Here is a 15,846-nt window from a genome sequence, read left to right as displayed (position 1 = left end):
CGTAAGGACCAATTTATCCTCAATTAAGGAAAGGTTTACTTTGGGATTGATTTCTATTCGTTAGTAGTTTTTGAATTGGGCAAAGACCCTGTAAGAAAGCATCGCCGACCCCGCTTCATGGATAGGCAGAACGAAGGAATGTTTGCGCATAGAACAGCTATGACGCCGTGAGAACTGGGAGGGTACGCCGCCATGAATATTGTGGGATCTATTAGCGACCATATTATTCAATTAATCCCTTTTATTGTAAAAGAGTAGAAGAGGGCTTATTAAAGTATACCCTCCTCCATAAAAATAGCTAGTGTGATAGCTAAGTTCACATGTTAGACATTCTTCATGAATATAAAATACTGAGAAAAACGAAGAAAACAAGAGAAAAACGTTACTTTAATGAGGGAGTATAAAATTTCAACCGAGTTTTCGGTGTCTAGCTCCAGCGCCTAGCCCCTCGAGGTCGCTTCACCCCTCCTGCGGGGCGGCAACGGCCTCCTCGTCAGGGTTCCAGCGCTTGTCGGGGCTGACCAAGGCGCATGCGCTTTTCTTAATAATTTAACAAAGTTTAGAATAAAAGGGGTAATCTCCACCGGTTACTCAGTAATAAAGTCTAATTAATAATAAAAACCTCCTTGTAAAATAACTTGTCGAATTCTTTTATAAAGTGTACTGATAAATTTGTTTCATTGTTCTTGACAAGCATACTATGATTAGGCGAATCTTTATATATAAGAAAAAGAAAGTTGGTACATACATGAAATGGATTATGTATTTAATGGGACAACGGTGGGTTTTATGGACTTTATTGTTAATTAATGTCCCCGGAACAATCTACGGCTATATTTGGTATGAAAGTCAATTAGTCACAACACCACCGAAGTTTCTGGTTTTTGTACCAGATAGCCCGACAGCAAGTTTATTTTTCTGCTTTGTATTAATAGCTTTTTTACTAAGAAAAAATTGGCCGCTTATTGAGGCACTTGCAATTGTTACCCTGTTTAAATATGGGATATGGGCAGTCGTTATGAATGTATTAACATTGTATGTAGATGAATTAAATATATATGGGTATATGTTAATCCTCTCTCACTTAGGAATGGCAATTCAAGGCTTGCTATATGCGCCATATTATCGAATTAAACCTATTCATTTAATTATCGCAGCGGTGTGGACACTTCATAACGATGTGATTGATTATGTCTTTTTTATGATGCCAAGATACAGTGTATTGGATCAATTCATTCCACAGATTGGGTACTTTACGTTCTGGTTAAGTATTACTTCGTTGCTAATTACGTATGTTCTATGTGTGAAAAAAGATAGTTATAAACTTCAACTTCCATAAAAAATTGGTCTATTCTTGTCCAACCTAACATACATTTTAATAGATGTTTGGGGAGGGACAAGTATGAAAGTTTCTAGTATTATATGTGTTATTTGTTTTATTGTTTTAATCCATCCTATATCCATATTCGCTACCTCCAACGAAGATAATTGGGAAAAACTTGATCAAATTTCGGACCAAGCCCTTCAGATGGTTAAGCAAGAGAGATACAAGGATGCAAAGCAATTATTAAGTCATTTTTCAAATGAGTTTTTGGAAATCAACCAGCACGAGAGAGCCTATTCTATGGATGAACTTAGGGTTATAACAGTAAGCCATAATAAGGCGCTAGAAGCTGTGACATCTTCATCACTGAGTATAGAGGAGCGTGTTAACGCAGTTACTCAGTTTCGCCTGGTAATTGATGCTATGAGAACAGAACATCAACCAATGTGGACCGAGATGGAAGATTCCATTATGACCACTTTCGGGCAAATGAAGGAAACAGTAGAACAAGGGGACCAAGAAACCTTTAATTATCAATTGAATATCTTTCTCTCAAAATACGAATTGATTCATCCTAGTATAAGGGTTGATATGACCCCTGAAGATGTTCAAAAGCTAGATTCCCATATAACATTTCTAGATCATTATCGAAATCAAGAGCTAAAAAAGGCAACTAGATTACAACAACTAGAACAGATGGAAATGGACTTAAGAGATTTATTCGAAAGAATGACAAAAGACGATGCAGACCCTTCATTAATTTGGGTTATGATATTAACAGGTAGTGCTATTATTCTCACGCTAACTTATGTAGGCTGGAAGAAATATAAAGCCGATAAACAAAAGCGACAAACTCAAAGAGAGTATGATGATCGATAGATGGTGAAACTAAAAGCAGTGGAGTGTATTTGACATCTTCCACTGTTCTTAGTTTTTATCGAAAGTTTCAGTGATATTTGTATATGTTTGACCTGAGTTTGTAAGCAAATAAATTGACTTTCATCCAGCGCCTTACTACAATAAAACTATATTATAGTATGGAGGAATAAAAAGAATGATTCTGATTTATTTTGCGTTGATCATTATAATTCCAATCTATGCACAAATCAAGGTGAAAAGTGCATACAAGAAATACTCTCAAATTCCATCCTCATCTGGAATGACTGGTGCTGATGTGGCTAGAAGAATTCTAGATCAAAATGGATTATACGATGTTAGAGTAGAAGAGACTCCAGGTGTCTTATCAGACCATTATGATCCACGCTCAAAAACCGTAAGACTCTCAACAAATAATTATTACGGTAACTCTGTTGCAGGTGCTGCTGTAGCCGCACATGAAGTTGGTCATGCTATCCAAGATCAACAAAACTATGCTTTTCTACGTTTTCGCCATGCACTAGTTCCAGTAGCGAACATTGGCTCGAACTTTTCTTGGATATTAATTATTGCCGGAATGATTTTTACTATTCCAAGTCTTATGCTTTACGGAATTATCTTTATGGCAGCAGCAGTATTGTTCCAATTGGTAACTTTACCTGTAGAGTTCAATGCTTCATCTAGAGCAATGAATGAGATTGTTTCTGCTGGTGTCATTCGAAACGACGAAGAACGCGAAACTAAAAAGGTTTTAAATGCTGCAGCATTAACGTACGTTGCGGCCGCAGCAGTAGCTGTATTAGAACTTTTACGTTTGATCCTAATGTACACAGGAATGTTTCGTTCAGAAGAATAGAATTGTGAAAAGACCTGTTATTCAATTGAATAACAGGTCTTTTTAATTAAAAAATGATCTAGATTTTTTAAACGCTTGCGTTTTTCTTTATTATCTCTCAATAGGTTTTTTATTTTCATCTAGAGTGAAGCCTTCACCTAAAACGTCATGTACGTCGCTTACTGCAACAAATGCATGAGGATCTACAGAAGTAATTACCTGTTTTAAACGACCAATTTCATTTCGTCCAACAACACAATATAGAATATGTTTTTCTTGCTTCGTAAAAGAACCCATCCCCTTTAAGATGGTTACACCCCGTTCCATCTCAGTTAAGATTCGATTAGCAATTTCATCATTTCTTTCAGATATAATGGTAGCGCCCTTTGCAGCATATGCACCTTCCTGCATAAAATCAATAACTCGTGCACCTATAAATACTGCTAAAAGAGTATACATTGCCTCACGAGGAGAAAGATAAAAAATTAGTGAAACAGTGATTACTACTGCGTCAAACAGAAACATGGTTCTTCCCATACTCCAGCCCACATATTTTCTTACAAGCCTCGCAATAATATCTACCCCGCCGGTTGTCCCACCGTATCTGAAAATGATTCCAAGGCCAACACCAATAAAAACACCTGCAAATAGAGCTGCTAATGTTAAATCTCCGTCTAAAGGTAAATGAAATTGATATCTTTGAAAAAACCATAAAAATACAGATAGACTTACCGTGCCGAGGATTGTATAAAAGAAAGCAACCCGCCCAAGCATCTTCCATCCGATAATGAAGAGTGGAATGTTTAGTAGTAAGTTTGAATAAGAGGGGTCGAACTCAAATAGAAAGAAGAGTAATAAGGTTATCCCTGTAAAACCACCCTCTGCAAGATTATTTTGCATGTTAAAATGAACAAGTCCAAAAGCAAAAATGGCTGAACCCAGTAAAATAAAAAATATGTTTTTAAAAGAAAACTTCAAAATAAAGCCCCCCGAAAACGACATAATAGCTATCTTATTATAGAGTATGTTTTATAAACCGGCAAATCATGTCAAGTAAAATAAAAATTTGGCAAATTTCCCTATTTTAAGCTAACATAGGAATAGACTGTTGCGCTAGTCAATTTTCTAAAAAAACACTGTATTAATTATGAAGACAAAAATGTTCAGTCTACCAATACAAGAGGCGAAAATGTTCGATATTAATTTCTTTTGTAAACTGTTTTTAAGTTCAGCCAACAAAGAGTCTATAATAAGTTGTATATTGTGTATTAATGAAGGTGACTGGAGTGCAAGACACGATCCAGACAAGAAAGTGATTACCAGGAGCCGGAGATTACTAAACAATATCAAACGCTCAATATATTCTTCAGAAGATATAACACAAAAGTATTGTAGAACAGGGTCATTGATTATTCAGATGCTTTTTGAACATCTGCTACGAGGTGATAATATATGTCAGATAAAACAATGAAAGATTTACAACAGGAAGTAGACGCATACATAAGCCAATTCAAAGAGGGTTATTTTAGTCCACTTGCTATGATGGCCAGATTAACTGAGGAACTTGGCGAATTAGCTAGAGAGATTAACCATTATTATGGGGAAAAACCAAAAAAAGATTCAGAAACAGAAAAGAGTATAGAAGAGGAAACAGGCGATATATTATTTGTCTTAATATGTCTAGCTAATTCTTTAAACATTGACCTCGAAAAAGCTCATAATACAGTTATGCATAAATTTAATTCTAGAGACAAAGATAGATGGACAAGAATTGAAGAGATTGAATAGGGGAGGAATTCCAGTGGAGACTATTAAAATTGTAATTGCAGGTCCAAGAGGCAGAATGGGGAGAGAAGCTGTTTCACTTGTTCAAAACACAGAGCATTTTGAGCTTGTTGGTGCTATAGATCGTATAAATAATGGGACACTTTTACATGAAATTGATGGATTTCAAAATGTTGATGTACCTATTTACACTGATATCGTTGAGTGTTTCCAAGAAACGAAACCAGACGTATTGATTGATTTAACAACACCGGAAACTGGTAAGTATCATACTGAAGTTGCATTACAGCATGGTGTTCGTCCAGTTGTTGGTACAACAGGTTTTTCAAGCGAAGAGTTAGAACGTTTATCTGCCTTAGCTGAAGAACGCCAAATCGGTGCAATTATTGCTCCGAATTTTGCTGTAGGAGCCGTATTAATGATGAAATTTTCTCAGATGGCTGCAAAATACTTTCAAGATATTGAAATTATTGAACTTCATCATGACCAAAAGCTTGATGCTCCATCTGGTACTGCTGTCAAAACGGCTGAGTTACTTTCAACAGTTAGGGAACCCAAAAAACAAGGACACCCAGATGAAAAGGAAACAATTCAGGGAGCAAGAGGGGCGGAACAAGATGGAATTAGGATACATAGTGTGCGTTTACCAGGTTTGATTGCTCATCAGGAGGTCATGTTTGGTGGTAACGGACAGATGTTAACAATTCGCCATGATTCCTTTAATCGTGCCTCATTTATGTCTGGTGTAAAATTATCAGTAGATACGGTCATGAAACTAGACTTACTAGTATATGGACTAGAAAATATTATTGAATAACCGATAAAGAGGAGATGAAACTATGAAGATTGCCTTGATAGCACATGATAAGAAGAAAAATGATCTTATTCAATTTTCAACTGCCTATAAACATATTTTAGAGCAACACGAATTATTTGCGACAGGTACAACTGGTTTAAAGATATCGGAAGCTACTGATCTAAAGATTCACCGTTTTCAATCTGGCCCTCTTGGAGGAGATCAAGAAATTGGTGCCATGATTGCTCAGAACAAAATGGATATGGTGATATTCTTTAGAGATCCGTTAACTGCGCAACCACATGAGCCGGACGTTACAGCTCTAATTAGACTTTGTGATGTGTATGCTGTACCTTTAGCAACAAATATGGGAACTGCTGAGGTGCTAATTCAAGGTCTATCTAGTGGATTCTTTTCGTGGAGAGAAATTATTCGCGAACGACAGGAAGGCAATTAAATACATAAATAGTGAATGGTAAAGTGGGAGATTTGCAATGAAATTAAAAATCGGTATAACCTGTTATCCGTCAGTAGGTGGATCAGGAATTGTAGCAACAGAATTAGGGAAGCTTCTTGCTGAGAGAGGACATGAAATTCACTTTATTTCTTCAAGTCTTCCTTTTCGTTTAAATAAAATTTATTCTAATATTTATTTCCATGAAGTAGAGGTTAATCAATATTCAGTCTTTAAGTATCCTCCTTATGATTTAGCACTTGCTAGTAAAATGGCAGAAGTGACAAAACGAGAAAACTTAGATTTATTACATGTTCATTATGCGATTCCACATGCCGCCTGTGCTTATTTAGCTAAACAGATGGTGGGAGGAAATTTAAAAATCGTAACAACCCTGCATGGAACTGATATAACCGTTTTAGGACATGACCCTTCTTTAACAGATTTAATTCGTTTTGGTATTGAACAATCTGATGCTGTGACAGCAGTGTCTCAATCCCTGGTTAATCAGACGTATGACGTAATAGAGCCTAAAAAAGAAATAAAGGCAATATATAATTTTGTCGATCAGAAGATTTACTACAAACGTGAAGTTGATGATTTGAAAAATCAATACGGAATTAAAAATGATGAAAAAGTAATTATACATGTTTCAAATTTTCGTAAAGTAAAACGGGTAAGAGATGTAATTAAAGCTTTTCATCTAGTTCAAGAAAAACTTCCTTCCAAGCTTCTACTAGTGGGTGATGGACCAGAATTAACGGTAGTATGTAAGATGATTAATGAATTAGGTTTAGAAGATAAGGTTCTCTTACTGGGTAAACAGGAAAATTTAGCAGAATTATACTCTATCAGTGATTTAAAACTATTGCTATCTGAAAAAGAAAGCTTTGGATTAGTACTGATTGAAGCAATGGCTTGTGGTGTACCAACAATCGGTACGAATATTGGAGGAATTCCGGAAGTGATTGAAGATGGAAGCAACGGCTACCTGTGCGAGGTTGGAGATATCCAAGAAATTGCAAAAAAGTCACTTGAACTTCTATCAAATGAATCCTTACATATTGATATGTCAAGAAAAGCAATTGAATCTGTTAACCGGAAATTTAATGCTGAGAAAATTGTTAGTGAATATGAGGACTTTTACCACTCTGTCATTAATAAATAACTAGTTAGGGGCTCTTGAAGATGGACGAACCGTTTTTAAAAGCAAAACCAATACTAAAAAAATTACATGATAATGGCTATGATGCATTCTTTGTTGGAGGCTCAGTAAGAGATTTTCTAATGGGGAGGCAAATTGGCGATATAGATATAGCAACTTCTGCATTACCTGAAGTTATTATGAAACTCTTTCCGAAAACAGTAGACGTGGGGGCAGTTCATGGGACAGTAATTGTTCTATATGAAAATGAGCAATATGAAGTTACCACCTTTCGGACCGAGGATGACTATAATGATTTTAGACGACCGTCACAAGTACAATTTGTCAAATCTTTATATGAAGATTTGAAGAGAAGAGACTTTACAATGAATGCAATTGCAATGAGCGTCGATGGGGAAATTATCGATCCATTCGGTGGAACAGACTCAATCAAAAATAGATTGATAAAAACAGTTGGCAATCCATTGGAAAGATTTAGTGAGGATGCTTTGCGGATGATGAGAGCTATTCGTTTTGTCAGTCAATTGTCATTTAGTCTTTGTGAAGAAACAAAACTTGCGATTACAGAAAATGCTTCTCTTCTAAGAAAAATTTCTATTGAACGTATTACAATTGAATTTGAGAAACTCCTAAAAGGTCCAAACTGTCAAGAAGCAGTACCATACCTTATAGAGACATTATTATATAAGTATTTACCTGGGATTGATAGTTATCGAGAGTCCCTGAAAACCTTTAAGAGTTATAAGTGGGATTCTCTACTAAATAGGTCTGAATATTGGACACTTGTTTGTTACCTCTTACAAGTTCCGCACATTACAGCTTTTTTACGTTTATGGAAACTTCCAAACAAGGTTATTGACCAAACGATACAAAATTTAGTTTGTCTTTCCGAAGTAAATAGTAAAGGGTGGACCAGTAGGCTTTTATATGAAAGTGGAGAGGAATGTATACATCAAGTTGAGAGAATTATAGATGTCATCGGCGGCACTATTGGGGTGGAAGCTCCAATTGATTTATACAGAAGGTTGCCAATAAAAAAACGAACTGACATGAATGTTACTGGTCAGGATTTAATTAATTGGTATGAAAAAAAACCTGGTAAGTGGATTTCTGAACTATTGGAAAAAATTGAAAATGCAATCTTAAATGAGAACATCGATAACAATAAGCAAAAGATAAAGGAGTGGCTTTTCTCTTGCAATCTGAAATAAGAAAGACATTACTAGAGGTATTTTCGAATGCTAATGGTGGGTTTATTTCTGGGCAGAAGATCAGTGAGCAGCTTGGTTGTTCACGTACAGCGGTATGGAAACATATTGAGGATTTGCGCAACGAAGGTTATGAATTAGAAGCAGTGCGCAAATTAGGCTACCGGATTATTACTAAACCTGACAAAATTAGTAGCAATGAAATTCAATTAGGGCTCGAAACTAAATTTATGGGCAGAAATATTCACTTTGAAGAAACTGTAACTTCTACACAAAAGATTGCACACCGTCTAGCATATGAGGGTGCTAAGGAAGGAACAATTGTAGTTGCAGAAGAGCAGAACTCTGGACGCGGTAGGTTAGATAGAGTTTGGTTTTCTCCAAAACACACAGGTATTTGGATGAGCATTGTCCTCAGGCCATCTATCCCACCTTCTAAAGCACCTCAATTGACACTTTTAGCTGCTGTGGGAGTAGTCCAAGCCATACAAGAAGTTACTGGCATGGAGCCGGATATAAAATGGCCAAATGATATTCTGTTAAAAGGTAAAAAAGTAGTAGGTATATTAACAGAACTGCAGGCAGAAACAGATCGCATAAATTCTGTCATAATTGGTATTGGAATAAATGTTAATCAACAGTCTAATGATTTTCCCCAACCACTTAAAGAAATCGCTACTTCATTAGCAATCGAAAAAGGAGTTAAAATTGATAGAGCAAGACTTATTCAATGTATTCTTCTAAAGATAGAAAACTTGTATAATGAGTATTTAAAAAGTGGTTTTACAGTTGTGAAATTATTGTGGGAGAGCTATGCTACCAGCATCGGAAAGAATATCGTCGCTAGAACACTACAAGGATCTATTGAAGGTCAAGCGATCGGGATTACAGATGAGGGTGTATTAATGATTGAAGATTCATCTGGAACAATTCATCATATCTACTCTGCAGACATTGAATTACCGAAAAAATAAAAAAGTAGTAATTTAATTAAAATTTTTATATAATTCAAGTAAGTGATGGGTGGTATCCATTTGGAACTGCACCAATTTAGCAATGCCATTTTTACCTAAATTGAATGTATTCTGCCTTGATCCATTGGACTGGGACAGAGGGATGAAATTAACCGAACAGTAATGACTAATCCTTCTTTCTCGTGAAAGAAGGTTTTTTATTTGTACTCTTGTTGGCAAGGTTTTCTATTTATCGCAATTGCTGACGTAGTATATAAAGTATTAATACTCGGTCTTTCATCTCCTCTTTAAGGAACTCAGCGTTAAGGTACAAAAAACACTATTGAGTACATGGATAGTTGTAAGTGTATAGACCTCGGTCCGCTGTAGTTATGCTTTTGTCTTTAGGATAAATCTTTCCTAAAGCTAAAAAAAGGAGGAAGAATGATGAAGCAAACAACAGATTTTTTAAAAATGAAACAAAAGAAAGAACCTATTGTGATGTTAACAGCATATGATTATCCTTCTGCGAAATTAGCTGAAGATGCAGGAGTGGATATGATCCTAGTAGGGGATTCCTTAGGGATGGTTGTTTTAGGGTATGATTCGACAATACCGGTAACAATTGAAGATATGGTGCATCATACAAAAGCCGTAAAACGTGGCGCAAAAAATACATTTATTGTTACCGATATGCCTTTCATGTCTTATCATGTCTCCCGTTCAGAAACACTTAAAAATGCTGCTAGAATTATACAGGAGTCTGGTGCACACGCTGTTAAAGTAGAAGGAGCTAAAGATGTAATTTATACAATCTCATCATTAACTGAGGCTGGTATTCCGGTCGTTGCGCACCTAGGGTTGACTCCACAAGCTGTTGGTGTATTAGGAGGCTATAAGGTACAGGGAAAAGATGCAGAAAGTGCCAAGCAGCTCATAGAGGACGCAAAAAAGTGTGAGCAGGCAGGAGCAATCGCTTTAGTATTAGAATGTGTTCCAAAACAGTTAGGTGAAGAAGTCACAAAAAGTATCTCCATCCCTACTATTGGAATAGGTGCGGGTGACAAAACAGATGGTCAGGTTTTGGTTTATCATGATGTAATATCCTATGGCGTAGAAAGAGTAGCTAAATTCGTTAAACAATATACGTCAGTTAATGAGAAAATTCTCGAAGGCTTGCAATCGTATGTTTCTGAAGTAAAAGCCGGTCTTTTCCCAGAAGAAAAACACATGTATACAATGAAGGAAGAGGAACTGTCAGGTCTTTACGGAGGAAAAGGGAAATGATTATAATTACATCTATTAAGGAAATGCAACAATATACTCTTTCTGCAAAAAAAAAGGAGCAATCAATCGGTTTTGTACCGACCATGGGGTATCTGCATGAAGGACATTTAACATTGATGAAACAAGCAAGGGGAGAAAATGATTTAGTAGTAGTCAGTATATTTGTGAATCCCTTACAATTCGGTCCCAATGAGGACTTTGATTCCTATCCTCGTGATTTTGAAAGAGATCGAGCGCTTGCACAAAATAATGGTATAGATGTTCTTTTTTGCCCTAGTACAGATGAAATGTACCCAAATGATATGTCGATTAAGACGTACGTAACATCAAGAGTAGATGTCTTATGCGGAAAAAAGAGAAGTGGTCACTTCGATGGTGTAGTAACCGTCTTACTAAAATTATTTACTATTATTCAGCCTGATCGAGCTTACTTTGGTCTAAAAGATGCACAACAAGTGGCGGTAGTAGATGGTCTTATAAACGATTTTAATTTTCCAATAAAACTTGTACCAGTCGATATTGTTAGAGAAGAAGATGGACTTGCCAAAAGTTCTAGAAACGTTAACTTAACAGAATCGGAGAGAGTTGAAGCCACAAGACTTTATGAAAGTCTTAAACTTTCAAAGGAAGCAATCCAGGCAGGAGAACGAGATACGAGCAAAATAGAGGAATTGATAAAAAATCATTTAAGTTCAAACACATCAGGTGAAATTGATTATGTCGAAATATATAGTTATCCAGAACTAAAGCCGCTTCAATTTCTATCTGGAAAAATTATTATTGCAATTGCGGTTAAGTTTACAAAAGCTAGACTTATTGATAATATTACTTTTGTTGTGTAACTAATAGATACATTACCTAATTAGGGGGAGCATCATGTTTCGTACAATGATGAACGCAAAAATTCATAGAGCACGTGTCACAGAAGCGAATTTAAATTATGTTGGTAGTATTACAATAGATGAAGATATTCTTGATGCAGTAGGTATGGTTGCAAATGAAAAAGTGCAAATTGTTAATAATAACAATGGGGCACGTCTTGAAACATATATTATTCCAGGAGAAAGAGGCAGTGGTGTATTTTGCCTAAACGGTGCAGCAGCACGTCTTGTTCAAAAGGACGATATCATTATTGTAATTTCATATGCATTTGTACCCGAAGAAAAGCTTGCTACACACAAACCAAGGGTAGCTATTATGAATGAACAAAACCAAATTAAAGAACTGATACTTCAAGAACCAGCTGCAACTGTACTGTAAAGAAAAAGCCCCCAACTTGGGGGCTTTTGTATTAATTTGCATGCGGGGCAAGCTAAAAAGAGTAGCTGCATTTTAAATATAACGTAAAAGGAGGTGTGATACATGAAGGAAAGGTTCGTAGTAGTTGATTTAGAAACAACAGGTAACGCCCCTAAAAAGGGCGATCGAATTATACAGTTTGCAGCTGTTGTGATTGAGGACGGTGAGATAATTGAAAGGTTTGCGACTTTTGTTAATCCTGGAAGGAAAGTTCCCGTATTTATTGAACAACTCACTGGGATAAATGACGACGTTGTTGCAAATGCTCCGGATTTCTCATTGGTTGCACCTGAAATCATATCAATGTGTAAAGACTCCTACTTTGTAGCACACAATGTGCCTTTTGATTATTCATTTTTACAAGAGGAGCTATCTAATAGTGGTTATCCAAACTTTGAATGTCTTACAATTGATACGGTTGAGCTTTCAAGAGTAATGATGCCGTTAGAAGATAGCTACAAGCTGGGTCAACTCGCAGAAAGTCTGTCTTTGTCACATGAAAATCCTCATCAGGCTGATAGTGATGCTGAGGTAACTGCGGAAATTCTTCTGAAAATACTTGAGAAAATGAACAATATACCACTTGTTACATTGCAAAAACTTTATACTCTTTCAAAGCATTTTAAAAGTGATATTGTTGAAATATTAAGTAACATAATTGAAAAAAAATTAAGTGTAGCAAATGACTCTCAACACTATGACATATTCCGGGGAATCGCTTTACGTAGACAGCCGAAACTAAATAAAGTAGAAAAAGTAGACATAAATAGAGATAGTTTATCCACTTACATAAAGGACTTTCCTTTTCGTAACGGTCAACGAAAGATATTGGATTTCATCCTCCATGCCTTTGAGACTCATCAACATGCATTGATTGAGGCTGGCACTGGTATTGGCAAATCGATTGCATATCTTTTACCTTCAATTTTTATAGCGAAAATAAAAGGCCGTTGTATAATCAGCACCAATACTCTACAGTTACAGCAACAATTAATTGAGAAAGAAATTGAGTTAGCACGTAGTGTTTTACCTTTTCCATTTACTGCAGAATTATTGAAGGGAAAAGGAAATTACTTATCGTTGCGTCGATTTGAACAGGTTCTCTATGAAAGTTCAAATAATTATGATGAGATTTTAGCAAAATCTCAAATTTTAGTGTGGCTGACTGAAACACAGACAGGAGATATCGATGAAATTAACTTACCTTCTGGTGGAATGTTACTTTGGGAGAGAGTGAAATGTACACAGTCTCATCTTAAAATGGATGACTCTATTTGGAATTCCAGATGTTTCTATGAGAAGGCTAGAAAAGCAGCCGAAAAAGCTGATGTACTCATAATAAACCACGCCTTACTACTTAGGGATATATCAAGTGGTAACACTCTCTTACCTCAATATAATCGAGTTATCATTGATGAGGCACACCATCTAGAAGTGCAGGCTAAGAAGCATGTAGGTACATCTACTTCTTTTTTAACTATACACACTAGCCTGTCGCTTTTGGGACATTTAGAGACTGACCACTTAGTTGCCAAAGCTAAGAAAATATTCAATAAGACAGGATTTGAAATTCAACATTTTAATTTAATAAATCAGTTGTTAAAGGACATAAGAGTATGTGTGAATGACTTATTTCGTACACTTAGAAATCATGTCTTAGAAATGACAAATGATCACACAACGACAAATCGGGTCCAATATTTATTATCTAAAAACGAAACAGGCAAGTACTGGGATGAAGTTATTGAAAATTTACTAGCACTTAGGTTAAAGAAAAGAGAGCTGTTTCTTGCTGTTCAACGACAAGAAACCCTTATAACCAGCTTGATAACTATGATTACCCCTTTACAGCAAGGTGTGCTCAATGACTATTTGAATTGTTTTGATGTAATGGATGGCGATCTAAGGTCATTAGAAAATGTACTGACCTCCTATGGTGAAAATGAAATAATATGGATAGAGCTAGACCCTAAAGGTCCAGTTAATTCTGCAAATATATATGTTGAACCATCCGACATATCAGATTACTTAGCAGACCAATTTTTTGCAAATAAAGAAAGTGTAATAATGACATCAGCAACTTTGACAGTTGACAATTCCTTTGAATATTCAATTGAACGGAACGGTCTTCTTGATTTTAACCCAATTACTCTGTCAGTACCGTCACCTTTTAATTATACTAATCAAGCGGCAGTCATGATCCCAACTGATGTACCATTAATTAATTCTGTCTCTCTTGAAGAATATGTACAACTAATAGCAAAACAAATAGCTGAAATAGCCATTAAAACAAAGGGAAGAATGCTTGTCTTGTTCACATCATATGAAATGTTAAGGCAAACCTTTAATTCGTTAAAGGAACTACCAATGTTAGAGGAATTTGTTTTAATTGCACAGAGTATTAGTAGTGGAAGTCGGGCAAAATTAACAAAGAATTTTCAAGCATTTGAAAAGGCAATTCTCCTCGGTACAAACAGCTTTTGGGAAGGTGTTGATATACCCGGAGAAGACCTATCAGCACTGGTCATTATGAGGCTTCCATTTACCTCCCCTAATGATCCGATCTTTGAATTAAGGGCAAAACGAATTGAGGAAAGTGGTGGTGATTCTTTTCGGGAATTATCTCTTCCTGAGGCTGTTATTCGTTTTAAACAAGGTGTAGGTAGGTTAATACGCTCTGAAAATGATAAAGGAATTATCTTTATTATGGACCGTCGAATTGTTACAACTAGATACGGAAATAAATTCCTATCGTCAATACCGCCTATGAAGGTTATTCAAAGACCATTGAAACAATTAATTGTGCAAATTGATGATTGGATTAATTGATAAGGTTAACTTTTCAATTTCTGGAGGGTTTACAGTGGAAAATAAGGTTGTTTTGCTGTTAATTTCTATGGTAATGCTCTTATCTGGTTGGGCAACTGAAGAAATTGAGACAGACATAGAAAAAATAAATGTGAAATTATCTGAGGATGAGATTGCAATTACATTTTTGGATATTCCTAATGGAGAGGCAACCTTACTTCATTTTCCTAATGAAGAGTTTATTTTGGTAAATACCGGAGGTAAAAGGTCTGAGACCGAACTAAAAGAATTTCTTAATATTTATGGAGTGAAAAATCTAAAGGCAATAATAGTAACGAAGGATGAACCATTATATACCTCTAATCTAAAATGGTTACTTGAACGTTATAAAGATGCACAGCTTATAGCGGGTGAACACAGTTTAATTAGCCAGATTCTCGCTGAATCAGAAATCGAAAAATGGAAAGAGGGAAATGAATATAAGTATGGTGAGTTAGGTATACATGTTATTCATGAAGAAGTTAATGAAGACGACACATTGGGGATGGACTTATTATTCAGATTTGGTAAGAATCAAATTCTATATATGACAAGCTCAGATAGTGCACTTGAGCATGAACTGTTAACTAATAAAAAATTGCCTAGTACCAACATAATCAAGGTGCCAGATTTCGGCGATTCGAAGGGAACGGGGGAACGGTTTATCGAATATGTTAATCCTCAAATTGCAATTATTTATCACAAAAGAGGATTGCTTCCAAGTCAAGATGTACTTGAAAGACTTAATAATACTTGGATCGATATATACTACACCAAACAATTTGGAAGTGTAACGATAAAGTTAACTCCATCAGATTATGAGGTAATTACGATTCCTTTAAAAAGTAACAAGCCACAAATTGAGCCGAGTTAAAATGTATTATTAATAATTAATTTCCATGCCATAAATTGTAAGAAAAGCGCAAGCGCCTTTGAAAAAGAAACATTGACTAAAATCTGCCATGTCCTGTGGCAACGTTGGCACTAGCACATTCTGTGCGGAGGACCCCTGACGAG

General features: G+C 35.9%; 15 protein-coding genes. 14 read left to right on the top strand and 1 reads right to left on the bottom strand.

Features of this window, described 5'->3' with window-relative positions:
* The first annotated feature begins 748 nt into the window (after window positions 1–748).
* The 3 genes from lhaT (at window position 749) to AB3M96_RS11785 (ending at window position 3,056) form a co-directional block, all read left to right on the top strand.
* Window positions 749–1,339 carry a lipoprotein heptaprenylglyceryl N-acetyltransferase LhaT gene (gene lhaT, locus AB3M96_RS11795; RefSeq protein WP_412967805.1) on the top strand — a complete coding sequence of 197 codons (591 nt, stop codon included), beginning with the start codon at window positions 749–751 and terminating at the stop codon, window positions 1,337–1,339.
* Between the two features lie 63 nt (window positions 1,340–1,402).
* Window positions 1,403–2,203 (top strand): sporulation protein YpjB, encoded by an 801-nt coding sequence (gene ypjB / locus AB3M96_RS11790; RefSeq protein ID WP_412967804.1) that lies wholly within the window; start codon window positions 1,403–1,405, stop codon window positions 2,201–2,203.
* 175 nt (window positions 2,204–2,378) lie between these two features.
* Window positions 2,379–3,056 carry a zinc metallopeptidase gene (locus AB3M96_RS11785; RefSeq protein ID WP_412967803.1) on the top strand — a complete coding sequence of 226 codons (678 nt, stop codon included), beginning with the start codon at window positions 2,379–2,381 and terminating at the stop codon, window positions 3,054–3,056.
* Between the two features lie 90 nt (window positions 3,057–3,146).
* On the opposite strand, the gene AB3M96_RS11780 is transcribed toward AB3M96_RS11785, so the two are convergent.
* Window positions 3,147–4,037: a YitT family protein gene (locus AB3M96_RS11780; protein WP_412967802.1), complete on the bottom strand. Its 891-nt coding sequence runs from the start codon at window positions 4,035–4,037 to the stop codon at window positions 3,147–3,149.
* A 450-nt stretch (window positions 4,038–4,487) separates the two neighbouring features.
* Here AB3M96_RS11780 and AB3M96_RS11775 point away from each other — a divergent pair, with 450 nt between their 5' ends.
* The 11 genes from AB3M96_RS11775 (at window position 4,488) to AB3M96_RS11725 (ending at window position 15,703) form a co-directional block, all read left to right on the top strand.
* The gene (locus tag AB3M96_RS11775) at window positions 4,488–4,823 is read left to right on the top strand and encodes a nucleotide pyrophosphohydrolase (protein WP_412967801.1); all 336 of its coding nucleotides are present in this window, start codon (window positions 4,488–4,490) and stop codon (window positions 4,821–4,823) included.
* A gap of 13 nt (window positions 4,824–4,836) precedes the next feature.
* Window positions 4,837–5,637 (top strand): 4-hydroxy-tetrahydrodipicolinate reductase, encoded by an 801-nt coding sequence (dapB, locus tag AB3M96_RS11770; protein ID WP_412967800.1) that lies wholly within the window; start codon window positions 4,837–4,839, stop codon window positions 5,635–5,637.
* Between the two features lie 22 nt (window positions 5,638–5,659).
* The gene (gene mgsA, locus AB3M96_RS11765; RefSeq protein WP_412967799.1) at window positions 5,660–6,073 is read left to right on the top strand and encodes a methylglyoxal synthase; all 414 of its coding nucleotides are present in this window, start codon (window positions 5,660–5,662) and stop codon (window positions 6,071–6,073) included.
* Window positions 6,074–6,110: 37 nt separating this feature from the next.
* Window positions 6,111–7,238, top strand: coding sequence for an N-acetyl-alpha-D-glucosaminyl L-malate synthase BshA (gene bshA, locus AB3M96_RS11760; RefSeq protein ID WP_412967798.1), 1,128 nt, complete (start codon window positions 6,111–6,113; stop codon window positions 7,236–7,238).
* 20 nt (window positions 7,239–7,258) lie between these two features.
* Window positions 7,259–8,446 carry a CCA tRNA nucleotidyltransferase gene (locus AB3M96_RS11755; RefSeq protein ID WP_412967797.1) on the top strand — a complete coding sequence of 396 codons (1,188 nt, stop codon included), beginning with the start codon at window positions 7,259–7,261 and terminating at the stop codon, window positions 8,444–8,446.
* A complete protein-coding gene (locus tag AB3M96_RS11750; RefSeq protein ID WP_412967796.1) occupies window positions 8,419–9,417 on the top strand; it encodes a biotin--[acetyl-CoA-carboxylase] ligase in 999 nt (332 codons plus the stop codon). Before AB3M96_RS11755 ends, AB3M96_RS11750 begins: the two co-directional genes overlap by 28 nt.
* Window positions 9,418–9,843: 426 nt before the next feature.
* Window positions 9,844–10,683, top strand: coding sequence for a 3-methyl-2-oxobutanoate hydroxymethyltransferase (gene panB / locus AB3M96_RS11745; protein WP_412967795.1), 840 nt, complete (start codon window positions 9,844–9,846; stop codon window positions 10,681–10,683).
* Window positions 10,680–11,525: a pantoate--beta-alanine ligase gene (panC, locus tag AB3M96_RS11740; RefSeq protein ID WP_412967794.1), complete on the top strand. Its 846-nt coding sequence runs from the start codon at window positions 10,680–10,682 to the stop codon at window positions 11,523–11,525. The genes panB and panC overlap by 4 nt, the downstream gene beginning before the upstream one ends.
* Before the next feature lie 34 nt (window positions 11,526–11,559).
* Entirely contained in the window at window positions 11,560–11,943 is a 384-nt protein-coding gene (gene panD, locus AB3M96_RS11735) for an aspartate 1-decarboxylase (protein WP_412967793.1), read from the top strand.
* 102 nt (window positions 11,944–12,045) lie between these two features.
* A complete protein-coding gene (gene dinG / locus AB3M96_RS11730; RefSeq protein WP_412967792.1) occupies window positions 12,046–14,811 on the top strand; it encodes an ATP-dependent DNA helicase DinG in 2,766 nt (921 codons plus the stop codon).
* Window positions 14,795–15,703 carry a ComEC/Rec2 family competence protein gene (locus AB3M96_RS11725; RefSeq protein ID WP_412967791.1) on the top strand — a complete coding sequence of 303 codons (909 nt, stop codon included), beginning with the start codon at window positions 14,795–14,797 and terminating at the stop codon, window positions 15,701–15,703. Before dinG ends, AB3M96_RS11725 begins: the two co-directional genes overlap by 17 nt.
* Window positions 15,704–15,846: the final 143 nt, after the last annotated feature.

It is taken from the genome of Ferdinandcohnia jepli (assembly GCF_047246645.1).
GTDB lineage: Bacteria > Bacillota > Bacilli > Bacillales > Bacillaceae_L > Ferdinandcohnia.
The sequence above is the reverse complement of the archived record's forward strand: the minus strand, read 5'-3'. Positions and strand labels throughout refer to the sequence as shown.

Excerpts from the sequence above, each read along its gene's own strand:
- lhaT (WP_412967805.1), top strand. The coding sequence starts at position 749 with ATGAAATGGATTATGTATTTAATGGGACAACGGTGGGTTTTATGGACT.
- ypjB (WP_412967804.1), top strand. The coding sequence starts at position 1,403 with ATGAAAGTTTCTAGTATTATATGTGTTATTTGTTTTATTGTTTTAATC.
- AB3M96_RS11785 (WP_412967803.1), top strand. The coding sequence starts at position 2,379 with ATGATTCTGATTTATTTTGCGTTGATCATTATAATTCCAATCTATGCA.
- AB3M96_RS11780 (WP_412967802.1), bottom strand. The coding sequence starts at position 4,037 with ATGTCGTTTTCGGGGGGCTTTATTTTGAAGTTTTCTTTTAAAAACATA.
- AB3M96_RS11775 (WP_412967801.1), top strand. The coding sequence starts at position 4,488 with ATGTCAGATAAAACAATGAAAGATTTACAACAGGAAGTAGACGCATAC.
- mgsA (WP_412967799.1), top strand. The coding sequence starts at position 5,660 with ATGAAGATTGCCTTGATAGCACATGATAAGAAGAAAAATGATCTTATT.
- bshA (WP_412967798.1), top strand. The coding sequence starts at position 6,111 with ATGAAATTAAAAATCGGTATAACCTGTTATCCGTCAGTAGGTGGATCA.
- AB3M96_RS11755 (WP_412967797.1), top strand. The coding sequence starts at position 7,259 with ATGGACGAACCGTTTTTAAAAGCAAAACCAATACTAAAAAAATTACAT.
- panB (WP_412967795.1), top strand. The coding sequence starts at position 9,844 with ATGAAGCAAACAACAGATTTTTTAAAAATGAAACAAAAGAAAGAACCT.
- panC (WP_412967794.1), top strand. The coding sequence starts at position 10,680 with ATGATTATAATTACATCTATTAAGGAAATGCAACAATATACTCTTTCT.
- panD (WP_412967793.1), top strand. The coding sequence starts at position 11,560 with ATGTTTCGTACAATGATGAACGCAAAAATTCATAGAGCACGTGTCACA.
- dinG (WP_412967792.1), top strand. The coding sequence starts at position 12,046 with ATGAAGGAAAGGTTCGTAGTAGTTGATTTAGAAACAACAGGTAACGCC.
- AB3M96_RS11725 (WP_412967791.1), top strand. The coding sequence starts at position 14,795 with ATGATTGGATTAATTGATAAGGTTAACTTTTCAATTTCTGGAGGGTTT.